Origin of the sequence: Streptomyces genisteinicus, from assembly GCF_014489615.1 — a bacterium.
In the GTDB taxonomy this organism is placed as follows: domain Bacteria; phylum Actinomycetota; class Actinomycetes; order Streptomycetales; family Streptomycetaceae; genus Streptomyces; species Streptomyces genisteinicus.
Genome location: NZ_CP060825.1, coordinates 6832884 through 6848896, shown reverse-complemented (window position 1 = coordinate 6848896; position 16013 = coordinate 6832884). Strand labels below are relative to the sequence as shown.

Here is a 16013-nt window from a genome sequence, read left to right as displayed (position 1 = left end):
CCTTCCGCCCTGAACGTTCGCCGGGGGTGCCGTGCGCCGACCGACCCTAGGGGGCCACGGTTCTCGGGCGGTTACGCCGGCGGGGCCTCGGGCGGGGTCCGGGACAGGGAATGCGCCGGGGTGCGATCCGGCGTGTGCGCCGGCGTGTGCTCTGAGGTGTGCGCCGGGGTGTCCCGCACACCCCACTCCTCGATGTTGTGGATGACCAGTCCGTTGGTCGGATTGTCACGGATGTTGGCGAACTCGGACGCCACGGCCAGGAAGGTGGGCCGCTGGTAGAGCGGCAGCACGTAGGCGTCCCGGCTCATCTCCTCGTCGGCGCGGTTGAGCAGCTCGTGCGCCTCGGTGAGGTCGAGGGTGGCGGCGGCCTCGCCGATCAGCCGGTCGACCTCCGGGTCGGAGTAGCCGCCGTAGTTCATCCCGCCGCCCGTGGCCCACATGTCGCGCGCGGGACCGACCCGTACCGGGTTGGCGTTCCACCCGAACAGCACGGCGTCGTAGTCACCGGTGTCCAGGACGCTGCCGAGCTGCGTCATGGGCACGACGTCGGTCCGGACGCCGATGCGGTTCCACTGCTCGGCGACGAGTTCGGCGACCCGGGTGCGCAACCGGTTGCCGGCGAGGCATCGCAGGCGCAGCCGGGGGACGAGCGTCCCGTCGGGGGCGCGCAGCCCGTCGGCCGCCAGGGTGTACCCGCCTTCGGCGAGGTCCCTCCGGGCACGCGTGCAGTCCCCCTGTCCCTGGCCGGTCGCGGCGATGACGTCACGGTAGTCGGGCATGCCCGGGACGAAGTTGTGGCTGCCGAGCGGTCGCGCGTCCGGGACGAAGCGCCCGATGGTCGCGTCCGTGATCGCCGCGCGGTCCACGGCGGTGAACAGCGCGCGGCGCAGCACGGCGTCGCGCAGATGCGGCACGCGGACGTTGAGATCCAGGTGGTCCCAGACGAATCCCTTGCCGACCGTGTGGCTGACTCCGGGCAGGGCGGCGACGGCGGCGACGAGCTCGGCGTCCGGCTGGGGGTTCATTCCGTGGATGCGGCGCTCCCGCAGTGCGGGCAGCAGCCGGCTCTGGTCGTCGACCACTTCGAACACGACCGTGTCCAGGGCGGGCCGCACACGTCCGTACCAGCGGGGGTTGGGGACGAGGACGATCCTCCGGTCGGTCGTCGCGTCGTCGATCGCGTACGGCCCCGCCGACCAGGTCGGCGGCCGGCCGTTGAACGACTGGAAGGCGGCGGCCAGGCCCTCGGGCGTGTCCAGGTCGCCGTGCCGGGCCGCGATGTGCGCCGGGTGCAGGTACGAGAACATCGCCTGCCAGTCGGGGAAGTACTCCCCCTTGCGGAAGACGACGGTCACGGTGCGTCCGTCGGACGAGGCCGTCACCGACTCGACCAGTTCGTACCCGGCGTGCGTGGACACCTTGCAGGCCGGGCTGTCGAAGCCGTTCTGGACACGGTGGGTGTAGACGAAGTCGTCCGCGGTCAGCGGGGTGCCGTCGTTCCAGACCGCTTCCGGCCTGATGCGGTAGACGAGTGTCTGCGGGTCGGTGGACACGATCTCGGGTTCGGCGGCGAGCAGGTCGCGATTCCAGTGGTGCCGCAGGTCGGGGAAGGCCACGTACGCGCTGGGCGCCAGGATCTGCACCACGGTGCCGGTCTCCACGACGTTCCCCTCGGCGTGCAGCAGGTTCCAGTTCCCGATCGCCTTCTCGACGGCGTGGACGTACCGGCCGCCGCGCCGCACGGGCTCGGGGTCCGGTGCGACGGCGGGGGTGGTGCTGTCGGCGGGAGCGTGCGCGTCCCGGTCTGCGGACATGACGGGCCTCCGGGTCTGGGGCGAAGGGGTGGCGGTACGGCGGACCGGGCCGCGACGGGTGACGCCACGAGCGGCGCCGCGGGGTCGGGCACGCGTGTCCGTGCGGTGCGCCCCGGTACGGCGCACCGCCGGGCCGCGCCCGGGCCGGTCCGCCGTACCGCGGAGACGTGGGGCCCGCCGCGCGCACGCGGGAGGCCGCTGGGAGCCGTGCACGCCGAGGCCCCGTCCTGGGGCCCGCCGCGCGCACGCGGGAGGCCGGCGCCGGTTCAGGCCGTGGCGCTGTTGAGGCTGTCCCAGCCGGTGTGTTCGATCAGGCGGGCCGCGAGCGCGCGGGGACTGGCGCCGGTGCCGACGTCCTCCAGGGCGAGACGCACGTCGTAGTCGCGCTCGATGCGGTCGAGGACGCGCTGGGCCACCGCCTCGTCGCCCCCGAGTTCCGCCAGGGTGTCGTCGACCGCGCACTTCTGGATGCCGAGTTCCTCGCGGAAGAACCGGGCGATGACGCTGGAGAAGATGTCGTCGTCACCGCTGACGACGGTGTCGACACCGCGGACGGCGACCACCAGGGACAGCCGCATCGTGTCGGTGACGTTCGCCTTGCTGCCGTGGATCGTGCAGCCGTCGAACAGCGCGGCCGATCCCGCGGGGAACTCGGGTTCGACCCGGTAGGGGGCGAGCCGGTCCAGCAACCCGTCCTCGACCGCCGGCAGCTGGTCCGAGTGGTACACGTGCGGCGCCAGGCCGAGCTTGTGGCTGCCCCGGTAGAACACCATGCCGGAGTTGTCCTCGACCACGTCGTCGAGCGCGATCCACAGGTGGAGGTACTGCGCGGGCTCCATCGGCGTCGCGAAGAGCTCCTGGTGCATCCGCAGCGGACGGCATCCGGGACGCTTGGGGAACGTCTCCAGGTAGAAGAGCGTGGGCTCCCAGTCGACCGCGCCGCGGAACAGGCTGGTGAACCGCTCCCGCTGCGCGAACTCGCGGAACCACGGGTCGTAGCGCTGCATCTCCGTCATGTTGCGCAGGACGCCGTCCTCGTGGAACTCGTAGTGCGCGCGCGGCACACCGGGCAGCACCTCCTCCTGGTAGCGGAGCATCTGCGCCCGGGTCTCGGCGACCTCCCCCGGGTCCAGCAACCCGTCGATGAGAACGACACCGTCGCGGCGCAACCGCTTGCCGACTCCCGGATCATCGACCTTGATGAAATCCATCGTCCGTTCTCCTCCGTCTCAGGGCTGCTGCTTCTGCTCGGGCTCCGGGCTCTCGGCACCGCTGCGCGGGCTGTCGTCGTCCTCCTCCTCGGCGTCCGCCTCTTCCTCCTCCAGCGCCTCGAGAGCCTGCAGGTACTGGTTGCGCACTTCGGCGAGATCCTCTTCGTTCAGGATGCGGGAGAACGACGTGGGCACGGGGCCACCTCTCTGTTGCGGATGATCGTCAGGTTGAGGTCATGTAGGCGAACGCGGACGTGAGTTGCCGCTCCGCCTCCTCGAAAGCGCCATCGGGCCAGACGGCGAGCCGGTGGTGCGAGACACCGCTCAGCCCGCCCGGCTCCGCGAACAGCTCCAGGACCAGCGGGAAGGTGGTCGGATCGACGGTGTCCCCGCGCTGTAGCAGGTACTCGGCCTCCAGCACCCCTCCCGGCAGCTCCCTCGCCTGGTGGCGCGGCGGCTGCAGCGCGAAGCCGATCTGGGGCCGGCACGCCGTGCCCGTGCCCCGGCCGGCGAGGAGACCGAGCGCGTGGTCCAGCGGCATCTCCTCGTGACGCAGGGCGCGGGCCACGTCGTCCCGGGTCTTCGCGAGCCGCTCCTCGGGATCGGACGAGGGCCGCGCGTCCCCGGAGACGTACAGGGTGTTGGAGAAGCAGCCGATCACGTCCTCGGTGCCCGGCAGGCCCCGGTTGGCCGCCTGTACGGCCACCAGCTGGCGTGTCCCGCCCGCTCGGCGCGCCGCGAACTCCAGCACCGCCGCCACGAGGCCGACGAAGACGGTGGTGTCGTGCAGGGACGCGCGGTGCCGCAGCTTCCGCACGACGGCGTCGTCGACCCCGAAGGGCCGGATGCGCGAGGTGTATCCCTCTCCGAGGCCGCCGTCGCCCACGATGGGGGACGGAGTGTGCCGCACGGCTTCCGCCAGCCCGTGCAGATGCTCCTCCAGGCGGTCGCCGCGCAGCGTGTCCCGCTGCCAGTACGCGAAGTCCGCGTAGGTGAAGTCCGGGGCGGCGCACTCGGGTGCGGCGCCGACGCGGTGTGCGTAGGCCCGGGCGATCTCGTCGAGCAGCAGGGACTGCGACATGCCGTCGAAGACGATGTGGTGCACGGCGGTGAGCAGGGTCCACTCGCGGTCCGCCGTGCGGGCGAGGACGAACCTGACCGGAGGCTCGGCGTGCAGGTCGAACCCTCGCAGGTGCTGTTCCCTGATGTGCCGGCGCAGCAGTGCCGCACCGTTGTGGGTGCGCAGGTCGCAGGTGTCGATCCGCGGCGCGTCCTGCTCGGTGAACCGCTGCACGGCCCGGCCGTCCTCTTCGCCGAAGACGGTCCGCAGGGCGGGCTGCCTGCGCACGGCGTCGGCGAGTGCCTGCCGCAGTGCCGTGGGATCGATGTCCCCGCGCAGCGTGAGCCGGCCCACGTTGTTGAACAGTCCGGCCCCGCCCGTGGCGCGGTCCATGGCGTAGAAGCTCTCCTGGCTCAGGGAGAGCGGAAACCAGGTGCGGCGGCGCCTGGCCAGCGAGGTGATCGAGCGCCGTGGCCGGGGCCGGTCCATCAGCGCCCTCAGGCCTCCGGCCACGGCCGCGGGGCTGCTGTCGCGGTACATCTCGGCCAGCGGCAGGCGCACCCCGTGGCGCCGTGCCAGGACGGCCAGGGCACGGGCGGCGTGGAAGGAGTCCCCGCCGAGGCGGAAGAACGACTCGTCCTCGGCACAGCCGTCCAGGCCGAGCACGTCGCGGTAGACCGACGCGACGCCCGCGGCCGTGGGGCGGTCGTGCGCCGGCGGTGCCGGAGGGGCGTCCGAATCGGCGCGCGCACGGACCGGTTCCCCTGTACGGCCGGCCACGGTGCCTCCCACGGGTCGTCGTCGAACGGGAACGCCTCGCGGGCGAGCTCCCTGACGGGACCGTACGGATGCGCGGTTAGGCCCTAGTTACGCGGTTCGCGGGCCGTGCGCGCCGCGGTCACCGCCCTTGGAGACCGGCCACGACGGGCGCGAGCGGCACGGCCGCCGCGGCGGGAACCGTGACGTAGTCGAACCCCCAGCGCTCACGGCGGGCCAGCAGGGTGTCGCGGACCTGGTCCGCGCTGCCGACCAGGAAGCAGGCGAGCTCGCGCACCTCCCCGGGGGTCCGGCCGACGGCCCGGGCGAGCGCTTCCTGCACCGCCGCGGGCCGCGGCGTCACGAAGCACTCCCACACCAGATGGTTGAGGCGGGGGGAGCGTCCCCGGGCGGCCGCCCGGGCGTGTATCCAGGCGACCGTCCCGTCGAGGCGGGCGGGCGAGCAGCCGTCGAGATCGGCGGGCCCGTCGGGACCGAGAGCGGGCACCACGCTTACGATGTCCGCCTCCTGGGCGGCCAGGGCCAGCATCCCCCGCCGGGTGCCGCCGAGCAGCAGGCGGGGGCTGCCGTGACCGCTCGGCGGCTCCTGGGCTTCCTGCCGCACGCCGTAGTGCTCACCGGCCGTGATCTCACGCCCCGACAGATGGGAGCGGCAGATGCCGACCGCCTCGCGCAGGCGCTCGTAGCGCACCCGGCCGGACGCGAAGCCGATCCCGGTGCGTTCGTAGTCTGCCCGGTACCAGCCGGCGCCGAGACCGAGCTGGAAGCGGCCTCCCGACAGGGCGTGCACCGATGCGGCGTCCCTGGCGAGCATCAGGGGATGGCGCAGGTCGTTGTTGAGCACGTACGTGCCGACGACGAGGTCGGACGTCACCTCCGCGGCGGCCGCGGCCGCGGGCAGGGGCGCCATCCGCTGATCCACGTGGTCGCTGACGAGCAGCGCGTCGTACCCCAGGTCCTCGGCCCTGCGCGCCAGTTCACGCCACTCCTTTCCCGTCGTGTCACCGTCGCTGACCAGTGCGAACTGAAATCCCTGAGGCTGCGGCATCTGTCTCCTCGTTCGTCCGTGGCGGTCGGTCGGAGCCCTCCGGAGGCGGCAGCGAACGATGATGCCCGCGCGCGGACCGCGCCGCGACCCCCTCTCCTCAAAGGGATCTCCCATTGCTACGGTGACGTCGCTCGCCGCGCTGCACCAGCATGTCCTCCCTGTCGTGACGCGGAAAGGACGGAACCGCCGTTGACGCACGGTGTCGATCCACAACGGGCCAGGCTGGTCGAGGCGCTGCGCGCCCGGCGTCGGCCGCCGGCTCCCGAGACCCTTCCGATGACCGCGACCCAGCAGGGAATCTGGCTCGCCGAGCAGCTGAGCCCCGGCGTCTCGGGCTACCACGACACGGCTGTCCTCCGCGTCGGGGGCCCCCTGGACGCGGATGCGCTGCGCCTGGCGTTCGGCGACGCGCACACGGTGCACGAGGCGATGCGGTGCCGTGTCGTCGAGGTCGACGGCGAGCCCCGGCAGACCTTCGACGCCCCCGCCCCCGAGCCGGCGTACACGGATGTGGGCGGCGTCGGCGCCGAGGCCCGGGGCTCCCGGGTCGAGCGTCTGACGGCACTGGCCGCCACCGAACCCTTCGATCTGGAGGCCGGGCCCCTCTGGCGTGCGCGACTGGTCCGGACCGGCTCCGGCGAACACGTGCTGATCCTCGTCGTCCACCATCTGATCAGCGACGGCTGGTCCCACGGTGTGCTGCTGCGCACGCTGCTGTCGCACTACGCGGCCCGGTCGCGGGGCACCGCCCTGCCTCCCGGGCCAGAAGCAGGCGGATACCGCGGATGGCTGCTCTCACGGGCGGCGCGGGAGCGGGCCGCGGTGGCCGGCGGACGGGCGCGCGAGGTGGCCGCACTCCTCGCCGACGGCCCGTACCGGGCAGCGCCTCCGGGACTGGAGGGACCTCCGCACGACCGTCTGGCGGCCGCCGTCGAGCTCCCCGTCGCCGACGAGACGTGGGCAGCCTTCAACCGGGTGTGCAGGCGGGCGGGAGTCACCCCGTACATGGGGCTGACGGGCCTCTTCGGCCTGCTCCTCTCCCGGGTCACGGGCGGCGGGCGCACGGTCCTCGCCTCGCCGGTCGCGCTCCGGGACGACCCCGCCGCGGCCCGGCTGATGGGCTGTCTGATCAACGTGGTGCCCGTCGTGGTCGGTTCCCGGCCCACGGCCGGGCCGGCATCGGCGCTCGCGGCGGGACGCGACGCCGTGCTGACGGCCCTGCGGTACGCGGACGTGCCCTACCGCGACGTGGCCCGGGCCCTGGGACCGCTGGCCGCGTCGGACGACCCCGTCACCAATGTCGGCGTGGAGGAGTTCAACGCCCCGCGGGAACCGGTACGGGCGGGCGATGTGGTGGTCGAGCCGATGCCGCGCGGACAGGTCCGGCTGCGGCACGACCTCGCGCTCAGCGTCCCGCAAGGCGGAGCCGGTGCGCAGCTGCTGCACCCGGTGGGCGGTTGGAGCACGGAGGGCGTGCGGTCCCTCGCGCGGGACCTGGCCGAGCTGATCGGTGAGACCGCGTCGGCCGCCGCCCCGGACGCCTGACTGTCGCAGGCACGGCACGGCACGTCACGACCGGCGGGCGGGCATGCACCGCCGACGGCCGGCGGCACCGCGCCCCGGGACCCGGTACCGGCGACCGAAACCGACCCCCGGTCGTGGCGGGATGACGGTGCCGTGGATGCCCACCGGGCCGGGAGGACGGCCCTCCGCGGCGCCGGACCCGCCCGCCCGTCAGGCCGGGAGGGCGGCTGCGGCGGGGAGGTCCAGTGCTCCGGCCTTGGCCTGGGCCACGAGGTCGGCGAACTGGTCCGCACTCATCTGCACATGCTGGCCGAAGTCGTCGGTGATGCGGACGCGCCTGTCCTCGGGCGCGTCGGCGTCCACGAAGAGCTGCGGGCACCCGCAGTCGCACTTTCCGCAGAAGGTCGCGATGGGTTCCGGAGTCGTGCTGGGCATGTGCGCCACCTCGTCGCTCGGGTTTCGCGGTCGTTCCGGCACGTCCATGCTGCCCAGTCGGCGATCCCGGCCAAACCAGCCGGGTCCCCCGCTGCGCGTTCCCGGCCATCGGTGGCTCGGGAGGACCCGAACACGCCCCCGCGGTTGGCGACTTCCGGACTGACGGAGCGGGCCGCGGAGCGCCACAATGACAGGTCCATGTCGAAGGAGGTCGCCGTGCGTGCCATGCGATTCCCGGGGCCCCTCAGGGCCGTCCTCGTCCTGGTACTGCTCCTGGGCTGGCCCGCCGCCACCGCGTCGGCCGCGCAGCCCGCCCCGGGGGCGGAGCCGCGGGCGGCCGTCGCGGTGCGCGGGGGCGACACCCTCTACAGCGCCGGCGCGCGCTGCACCGTGGGCTTCAACGCCCGTTCCGGATCAGGCCAGTACGCACTCGTCTCGGGCCGGTGCGCCCAGGGCGGCGGCCCCTGGTACGCCGACCCCGCGCTGACCGTCGCCGTCGGCGTCACTGCGGGCGCGAGCTTCCCGGGCAACGACTACGCGAGTGTCCGCTACACCAACACCGCGGTCGCCTACCCGGGCGAGGTCTCGCTGGGCGCCGGGGCCGGCACGCGCGACATCACCCACGCGGCGAACCCCGTCGTCGGGCAGTCCGTCTGCCACGTCGGGCGGACCGGCGGCTACCGGTGCGGGACCGTGCAGGCCGTCAACGTCACCATCAACTACGGGGGCGGGGCCGTGCACGGGCTGTTCCGTTCCTCCGCCTGCTCCGAGCCCGGAGACATCGGCGGTCCGGCCTTCTCCGGCGGCGCGGCTCTCGGCATCATCGTCGCCGGCAGTGGCAACTGCTCCTCGGGGGGCGTCACGTACTACCAGCCGGTCGTCGAGTGGCTGTCGGTGTACGGGCTGAGCATCTACTGACACGAGCAGCCGGTCCGCCGCCTCACTCGGGACCCCCGGGGGCGCGCATGCGCCGGATTGCGGGCGGCCGAACGGCGGGAACCGGACGGCGGCGGTACGCGGCCGGCGGCGGCCCCGCCACGGTCGCGCCGACGCGGTGCCGCCCCGTCCGGGCCGCGGCGGTGTCGCCGTCCGGACCTCCCCGCCAGGCGGGCGAGTGGCCACGCGGGCGTGAACGCTCCTCCTCCCGGGGCGCCGGAGAGCATCGGAGCCGGATGGCGACAGAAGTCTCCGCCACGACACCGAGGACGCGCAGTCATCGGAGGGCTGCCGTTCATCGAGGCCCGGGAGACGGAGCCGCGAACGGGCGGGCGGGAGCCTCGCACGCACTCGCCACCGTGGGGAACGGGGGCGAACGAGGGCGGTCCGGGCGCACACACAACGGCCCTGCCTGGCTTCGGCGCCCGGCGCACGCGTCGCCGAGAAGGAGAACGGCCCAACGGCTCCTTGCGGAGGATCGGCGATCACTCGTATCGTCGCACCGGAGAGTCATCCGATGTCTTGACCGGCAGGGTACGGGTCTCTCCAGGCGAAGCCGCCGCAGGCACCACCGGCGGTCCCGGCGCCGGCAGTGCAACACCGCGTGAAAGGCCCCGAGTTGCCCGCAACCTCCGAGCGGATCGCCTCCCTCGACACCTATGACATCCGCTTCCCGACGTCACGGGAGCTGGACGGGTCGGACGCGATGAATCCCGACCCCGACTACTCCGCCGCCTACGTCGTCCTGCGCACCACGGAGGGCGGCGACGAGGGCCACGGCTTCACCTTCACCATCGGACGCGGCAACGACGTCCAGGTGGCCGCGATCGGCGCGCTGCGCGACCACGTCGTCGGGCGGTCCGTCGCCGCTCTGTGCGCCGACCCCGGGTCGCTCAGCCGCGATTTGGTCGGCGACAGCCAACTGCGGTGGCTGGGACCGGAGAAGGGGGTGATGCACATGGCCGTCGGCGCCGTGGTCAACGCCGTCTGGGACCTGGCGGCGAAGCGGGCGGGCAAGCCGCTGTGGCGGTTCCTCGCCGATGCCGACCCCGGCTGGCTGGTCTCCCAGGTCGACTTCCGCTACCTCACCGACACCCTCACCCCGGACGAGGCACTGGAGCTCCTGCGCCGGGGCAGGCAGGGCGCCGGGGACCGGGCCGCCGCGCTCGTGCACCGCGGCTACCCCGCGTACACCACCTCGCCCGGCTGGCTCGGATACTCCGACGAGAAGCTCACCCGCCTCGCCCGACAGGCCGTCGACGAGGGCTTCACCCAGATCAAGCTCAAGGTCGGCGCCGATCTCGACGACGACATCCGCCGGTGCCGCGCCGCCCGCGCGGCAGTGGGCCCGGACATCCGGATGGCCGTCGACGCCAACCAGCGCTGGGGCGTCGAGGAGGCCGTCGCCTGGACACGGGCGCTCGCCGAGTTCGACCCGTACTGGATCGAGGAGCCCACCAGCCCCGACGACATCCTCGGCCACGCCGCCATCCGGCGCGGCGTGCACCCCGTCAGGGTCGCCACCGGCGAACACGTGCAGAACCGCATCGTCTTCAAACAGCTCCTCCAGGCCGGTGCCGTCGACGTCCTCCAGCTCGACTCCGCGCGGGTGGCCGGCGTCAACGAGAACCTCGCCGTCCTGCTGCTCGCCGCGAAGTTCGGCGTGCCGGTCTGCCCGCACGCGGGCGGCGTCGGCCTGTGCGAACTCGTCCAGCACCTGGCGATGTTCGACTACGTGGCCCTGACCGGGACCACCGAGAACCGTGTGATCGAGTACGTCGACCATCTCCACCAGCACTTCCTCGACCCGGTGGTGGTCACCGGCGGCCACTACCGGGCGCCCGCGTCGCCGGGGTTCTCGGCCGCCATGAAGCAGACCAGCATCGACACCTACACCTATCCGCACGGTACGTTCTGGGCCGCCGACGCGGCACGGGCGGCCGCGGCGGCGCCCGCGGCGACGGCCGCCGGCGCACCCGGTCAGGACACGGAGGTCCCCGCATGACGACACCTCTCTCCGGGCTCACCGGCCTCACCGCCGTGGTGACCGGCGGCGCCTCCGGCATCGGCCTCGCCACCGCGCGGCTGCTCGCCGGGCACGGCGCGTCCGTCGCCGTGCTCGACCGCGACCCGGGCGACCTGCCCGCTCCGCTGCGCGGCTTCACCGCCGACGTCACCCACGACCGGGCCGTCCGCGCCGCCGTCGAGGGCGCGGCCGAGGCGCTCGGGGGGATCGACATCCTCGTCAACAACGCCGGTGTCGGAGCCGCCGGCACCGTCGCCGACAACCCGGACGAGGAGTGGCACCGCGTGCTCGACGTGAACGTCCTCGGCATCGTCCGCACCACCCGGGCCGCTCTTCCGTACCTGCGCCGCTCGTCCTGCGCCTCGGTCGTCAACACCTGTTCCATCGCCGCCACGGCGGGACTTCCGCAGCGCGCCCTCTACTCGGCCAGCAAGGGGGCGGTCCTGTCGCTCACCCTGGCCATGGCCGCCGACCACGTCCGCGAGGGCATCCGGGTCAACTGCGTGAACCCGGGCACCGTCGACACTCCGTGGATCGGCCGCCTGCTCGACGCCGCGGACGATCCGGCCGCCGAACGCGCCGCGCTCAGCGGCCGGCAGCCCACCGGCCGCCTGGTGGCCGCGCAGGAGGTGGCCGCCGCCATCGTCCACCTCGCCTCCCCCTCCGCCGGCAGCACCACCGGGACGGCTCTCGCGGTCGACGGGGGCATGGCGGGCCTGCGGCTGCGACCGGAGGCCCGGCCGTGACCGTGCGGCTGCGCGAGCTCGGGCACGGCACGGTGCGGGTCAGCACGCTGGCCTTCGGCGCGGCGGGCATCGGCAACCTGTTCACGCCCGTCACGGACGACGAGGCGGCCCGGGCCGTCGACGCCGCCTGGGAGGCGGGCGTCCGGTACTTCGACACCGCCCCGCACTACGGGCTCGGCCTGTCCGAGCGCCGCCTGGGCGCGGCGCTCGGCAGGCGCCCGCGACACGAGTACGCCGTGTCCACCAAGGTCGGCCGCATCCTGGAGCCGGACCCGTCGGCCGCCGGCGACGACCTGGGCCACGGCTTCGCGGTCCCCGCCACCCACCGGAGGCGCTGGGACTTCAGCGCCGCCGGTGTGCGCCGGTCGGTCGAGGAGAGCCTGGAACGGCTCGGCCTGGACCGGATCGACATCGTCTACCTGCACGACCCCGACGACCACATGGCGCAGGCGCTCGACGAGGCCTACCCGGAACTGGAGCGGATGCGCGGGGAGGGGACGGTCGGCGCGATCGGCGCCGGGATGAACCACGCCGCACCGCTCGCCCGGTTCGTCCGCGAGACGGACGCCGACGCCGTCCTGCTGGCGGGCCGCTACACGCTGCTGGACCAGTCCGGTCTCGTCGAACTGCTGCCGCTCGCGGCCGAGCGCGGCGTCGGCGTGGTCGTCGGCGGCGTCTTCAACTCGGGCCTGCTCGCCGACCCGCGCCCCGGGGCCACCTTCGACTACGCCCCGGCCGGCCTCGCCACGCTGTCGCGGGCGCTGGACCTCCGGTCGGTCTGCGAGCGGTACGGGGTGCCACTGCGCGCCGCCGCCCTGCGCTTCCCGTTCGGGTCCCCCGCCGTCACGAGCGTCCTCTCCGGCGCCCGCAGCGCGGCCGAGATCGAGGACGCGGCCGCGCTGCTCGCGCGTCCGGTGCCGGACGCGTTGTGGGAGGAGCTGGCGGAGCGGGGGCTGCTGCCCGCCGGTGTCCCCGCCCCGGGCTCGCCGGCCGGTGCGGGGGCCCCGGTCCGGGACGCCGCCGACGGCCGCAGCCACCGGAGGCGGCCGTGACGCGCCCTCCGCGCACGGGTGTGCGCCGGGGCGGCGCCGCTCCGTGCGGGGCGGCGGGGCGTACGGGGCGCACGGGCTCGCGAACAGTGGGGTGCGCGCAGCACACCACCGCGGAGCCGGCGTCGCCGACGGCGCGGCTGACGGTGTGCGGCACCGCGCACGCCGGGGCGCACGCGGCACACCGCCCCGACCCCACCACCCCAGGGCCGGGGCCACGGACAGCGGACCGTACTGAGCGCACCACCGCGCACGGCACACCGCGGGCGGCGGGGCGCGCACGGCACAACACCGCGCAGCAAGGGCACCAGACGGCGCGGCTCACGGTGTGCGGCACCGCGCACGCCGGGGCGCACGCGGCACACCGCCCCGGCCCCACCACCCCAGGGCCGGGGCCACGGACAGCGGACCGTACTGAGCGCACCACCGCGCACGGCACACCGCGGGCGGCGGGGCGGGGACGGTGACCGGCCGGCGGATCGTCGATGCGCACCATCACGTCTGGGACCTCGCTGTCCGGCCCCAGCCGTGGATCACGGGCGCGGCCCTCGCCCCGCTCGCCCGGTCCTTCGGCGCGGCGGAACTCGCGGCCGAGGCGCGGGCGGCGGGGGTGTCCGGCACGGTGGTCGTGCAGACGGTGTGTGTGCCCGGGGAGACACCCGAACTGCTCGCGCTGGCCGCCGGGAGCGACCTGGTGGCGGGGGTGGTGGGGTGGACCGACCTCACCGCGCCGGATGTCGGGGAAGCCCTCGCGGCGCTGCGGGCACGGCCCGGTGGCGACCGGCTGGCCGGTGTCCGCCACCAGGTGCAGGAGGAGCCGGACCCGCGCTGGCTGCTGCGCCCGGACGTCCTGCGGGGGCTGGACGCCGTCGCCGGGGCCGGGCTCGTGTACGACCTCGTGGTCACCCCCCGCCAGCTGCCCGCCGCGGTGGAGGCGGCCGCCCGGATCGAGGGTCTGACGTTCGTCCTCGACCATCTCGGCAAACCCCCGGTGGCCGCGGGTGCGCTGGAGCCCTGGGCCGGCGACCTGAGCCGGCTGGCCGCGCTGCCCAACACCGTGGCCAAGCTCTCGGGTCTGGTCACCGAGGCCGCCCCCGGTGCCCGGTGGCCCGGCAGCCTCGCACCGTACGCGCGCACCGCGCTGGACGCCTTCGGCCCCCAGCGGCTGCTGTTCGGCTCCGACTGGCCGGTCTGCACGCTGCGGGCGGACTACGCCACGGTCCTCGGGATCGCGGACGCGCTCACGGCGGAACTGGCCCCCGCGGAGAAGGACGCGGTGTTCGGCGGGAACGCGGTGCGCGTCTACGGGCTGTAGTCCGGGGGCAGTTCGGAGGGCGATCCCCCTCCTCACCGGGCCCGCCCCGGCGAGATCGTGTGCCGCCGCCCTCCGCGCAGCCGCAGGTCGTGACCTTTCTGTGGACCAACTCGCAAAGCTTGAACACGAATTACACACATCCTCTCTCCATGCGCGTCCCGATGGTCTAGATTGACCGTGCTTCAGAAGTTCGGGCAGTACGTGACCCATCAACGATCTTCGGGTCCGGTGCTACGAGAAGGGGACCTCCGCGTCCCCGGCGCCGGTCGTGGGGGTGATCGACCGCCGGAGCCCGCAGGGGCCCCGGCTGCGGGGAGCAGCCGGGGTCGTCGAGGGGTTCCGGGTTTTCCCGGGTGTCCGGCGGCGCGTGTGACTGCGCCGCCGTCGGGACCGGGGTGTTCCGCAGGTGTGAGAAGCCTGGATTCCGTGCGCCCTCGAACGGGGCCGCGCACGGTGATGCGGCGCGGAACGGGGGGCGGGGGCCTCCCGGGGGGAAGGGGTGTGAGGGAGGCGGGGGCCTTCCACGGGGGCGCAGCAGTGTGAGGCGTGTACGTCGAGCCACTGGGGACCTGGGGGGTTCTGTGCGGCAAGGGGGATTAGTCAGCCCGTTTCCGTCTGCGCGCGAGCGTATGGCGGGCGGGTTCATCGGCAGGCCGGCCACCGACTGGGAGCAGCGGTACCGCCGTACCGTGATCGTCACGGACACCGTGGCGACGGCGGTCGTGGTGACGGCCATCGGCAATTTCTTCGGTTCCCGCGACGCGGCCAACTGGCACGAGAAGTGGGGAATCCTCGCGTTCGGCACCGAACTCCTGGTGCTGGGTGCGCTGGCGGTGAGCCGGGCGTGGGCCCCGGCGGTGCTCGGTCAGGGCGCGGAGGAGTTCCGCCGGCTCGGGCGTTCGCTGTTCGCGGCGACCGTCGTGCTGGCGCTCGGCGGGATCGCCCTGACCTCGCGCAACATCAAGCTCTGGATCTTCGTCGCGGTCCCCGCGATCGCGCTCGTCACGATGACGGCGCGGTATCTGCTGAGGCTGTGGCTGCACAAGCAGCGCAACGAGGGCCGGTGCCTGCGCCCTGTGCTGGCCGCCGGGAGCCCGGCGACCCTGCGCGATCTGATCAGCCGCACCCGTAAGTTCCCGCATCTCGGCTGGCGGGTGGACGCGGTGTGCACGACCGACGGGCTCGGGCCCGAGGGCGACCAGCTGGACGGTGTGCCGGTCGTGGGGCCGCTGACGGAGGTCGCGGGCCATGTGCGCCGCGACGGCTACCGGGTCGTCGCGGTGACACCGGACCCGCACTGGTCGCCGGACCGGCTGCAACGGCTGGCCTGGAACCTGGAGGGGTCGGACGCCGAGATGGTCGTGGCCCCGGTGCTGATGGAGGTGGCCGGGCCCCGGCTGCACGTCGACGCGGTGCTGGGCATCCCGCTCCTGCGGGTGAGCATGCCGGCGTTCACCGGGGGGCGGCGGGCGGTCAAGGAGGTCGTCGACCGCCTGGGGGCCGCGGTGCTGCTGGTGCTGTTCGCGCCGCTGATGGTGTTCGTCGGGCTGCTGGTGCTCGCCGACAGCCGGGGCGGGGCGTTCTACCGCCAGCGCAGGGTCGGCAAGGACGGCCGCGAGTTCACCATCCTCAAGTTCCGCACCATGGTCGCCGGCGCGCACGGAGCGCGTGCCGCGCTGGCCGATCGCGACGAGGGCGCCGGTCTGCTGTTCAAGGTCCGCCGCGATCCGCGGGTGACGCGGGTGGGAGCGGTGCTGCGGCGGTACTCGGTCGACGAGTTGCCGCAGCTGTTCAACGTGCTCGGGGGTTCGATGTCGCTGGTCGGCCCGCGGCCGCCGCTGCCGGAGGAGTCGGCGGCGTACGGACCGGACATCCGGCGGCGGCTGCTGGTCAAACCGGGGCTGACCGGGCTGTGGCAGATCAGCGGTCGCAGCGACCTGTCGTGGGAGGAGGCGGTCCGGCTGGACCTCCGGTACGTGGAGGACTGGTCGCTGGCGCTGGACACGGTGATCTTGTGGAAGACGCTCCGCGCGGTGATCCACGGGCAGGGGGCGTACTGATGCGCACGAGGC

General features: G+C 74.0%; 13 protein-coding genes. 7 read left to right on the top strand and 6 right to left on the bottom strand.

What is annotated here, in order from left to right:
* Positions 1–71 precede the first annotated feature (71 nt).
* The 5 genes from IAG43_RS29370 to IAG43_RS29350 all read right to left on the bottom strand — a co-directional run bounded on the left by IAG43_RS29370 (position 72) and on the right by IAG43_RS29350 (position 5910).
* Entirely contained in the window at positions 72–1814 is a 1743-nt protein-coding gene (locus IAG43_RS29370; protein WP_187743682.1) for an ABC transporter family substrate-binding protein, read from the bottom strand.
* 266 nt (positions 1815–2080) lie between these two features.
* Positions 2081–3025, bottom strand: a complete 945-nt coding sequence (locus tag IAG43_RS29365; protein WP_187743681.1) for a phytanoyl-CoA dioxygenase family protein — start codon at positions 3023–3025, stop codon at positions 2081–2083.
* A gap of 18 nt (positions 3026–3043) precedes the next feature.
* Complete coding sequence (locus IAG43_RS29360; RefSeq protein ID WP_187743680.1) at positions 3044–3220, bottom strand: hypothetical protein; 177 nt, start codon at positions 3218–3220, stop codon at positions 3044–3046.
* Between the two features lie 28 nt (positions 3221–3248).
* Positions 3249–4865: a condensation domain-containing protein gene (locus IAG43_RS29355; protein ID WP_187743679.1), complete on the bottom strand. Its 1617-nt coding sequence runs from the start codon at positions 4863–4865 to the stop codon at positions 3249–3251.
* 118 nt (positions 4866–4983) lie between these two features.
* Positions 4984–5910: a TIGR03621 family F420-dependent LLM class oxidoreductase gene (locus tag IAG43_RS29350; RefSeq protein ID WP_187743678.1), complete on the bottom strand. Its 927-nt coding sequence runs from the start codon at positions 5908–5910 to the stop codon at positions 4984–4986.
* Between the two features lie 276 nt (positions 5911–6186).
* Here IAG43_RS29350 and IAG43_RS29345 point away from each other — a divergent pair, with 276 nt between their 5' ends.
* Entirely contained in the window at positions 6187–7455 is a 1269-nt protein-coding gene (locus IAG43_RS29345) for a condensation domain-containing protein (protein ID WP_187743677.1), read from the top strand.
* A 189-nt stretch (positions 7456–7644) separates the two neighbouring features.
* Here the strand turns inward: IAG43_RS29345 and IAG43_RS29340 are convergent, their stop codons facing one another.
* Positions 7645–7869 carry a hypothetical protein gene (locus IAG43_RS29340; protein WP_187743676.1) on the bottom strand — a complete coding sequence of 75 codons (225 nt, stop codon included), beginning with the start codon at positions 7867–7869 and terminating at the stop codon, positions 7645–7647.
* A 225-nt stretch (positions 7870–8094) separates the two neighbouring features.
* Here IAG43_RS29340 and IAG43_RS29335 point away from each other — a divergent pair, with 225 nt between their 5' ends.
* The 6 genes from IAG43_RS29335 to IAG43_RS29310 all read left to right on the top strand — a co-directional run bounded on the left by IAG43_RS29335 (position 8095) and on the right by IAG43_RS29310 (position 16001).
* Positions 8095–8787 carry a S1 family peptidase gene (locus IAG43_RS29335; protein WP_187744704.1) on the top strand — a complete coding sequence of 231 codons (693 nt, stop codon included), beginning with the start codon at positions 8095–8097 and terminating at the stop codon, positions 8785–8787.
* A gap of 724 nt (positions 8788–9511) precedes the next feature.
* On the top strand, positions 9512–10810 hold the full coding sequence (locus IAG43_RS29330) for an enolase C-terminal domain-like protein (protein WP_425508659.1): 1299 nt from the start codon (positions 9512–9514) through the stop codon (positions 10808–10810).
* The gene (locus tag IAG43_RS29325) at positions 10807–11577 is read left to right on the top strand and encodes an SDR family NAD(P)-dependent oxidoreductase (RefSeq protein WP_187743674.1); all 771 of its coding nucleotides are present in this window, start codon (positions 10807–10809) and stop codon (positions 11575–11577) included. The genes IAG43_RS29330 and IAG43_RS29325 overlap by 4 nt, the downstream gene beginning before the upstream one ends.
* 2 nt (positions 11578–11579) lie before the next feature.
* On the top strand, positions 11580–12629 hold the full coding sequence (locus tag IAG43_RS29320) for an aldo/keto reductase (protein WP_187744703.1): 1050 nt from the start codon (positions 11580–11582) through the stop codon (positions 12627–12629).
* A gap of 460 nt (positions 12630–13089) precedes the next feature.
* Positions 13090–13941: an amidohydrolase family protein gene (locus IAG43_RS29315; RefSeq protein WP_187743673.1), complete on the top strand. Its 852-nt coding sequence runs from the start codon at positions 13090–13092 to the stop codon at positions 13939–13941.
* A gap of 581 nt (positions 13942–14522) precedes the next feature.
* Entirely contained in the window at positions 14523–16001 is a 1479-nt protein-coding gene (locus IAG43_RS29310) for a sugar transferase (RefSeq protein WP_187743672.1), read from the top strand.
* Positions 16002–16013 lie beyond the last annotated feature (12 nt).

Coding starts and splice junctions, on each gene's coding strand:
- IAG43_RS29370 (WP_187743682.1), bottom strand. CDS start 1,814: ATGTCCGCAGACCGGGACGCGCACGCTCCCGCCGACAGCACCACCCCC.
- IAG43_RS29365 (WP_187743681.1), bottom strand. CDS start 3,025: ATGGATTTCATCAAGGTCGATGATCCGGGAGTCGGCAAGCGGTTGCGC.
- IAG43_RS29350 (WP_187743678.1), bottom strand. CDS start 5,910: ATGCCGCAGCCTCAGGGATTTCAGTTCGCACTGGTCAGCGACGGTGAC.
- IAG43_RS29345 (WP_187743677.1), top strand. CDS start 6,187: ATGACCGCGACCCAGCAGGGAATCTGGCTCGCCGAGCAGCTGAGCCCC.
- IAG43_RS29340 (WP_187743676.1), bottom strand. CDS start 7,869: ATGCCCAGCACGACTCCGGAACCCATCGCGACCTTCTGCGGAAAGTGC.
- IAG43_RS29335 (WP_187744704.1), top strand. CDS start 8,095: ATGCGATTCCCGGGGCCCCTCAGGGCCGTCCTCGTCCTGGTACTGCTC.
- IAG43_RS29330 (WP_425508659.1), top strand. CDS start 9,512: ATGAATCCCGACCCCGACTACTCCGCCGCCTACGTCGTCCTGCGCACC.
- IAG43_RS29325 (WP_187743674.1), top strand. CDS start 10,807: ATGACGACACCTCTCTCCGGGCTCACCGGCCTCACCGCCGTGGTGACC.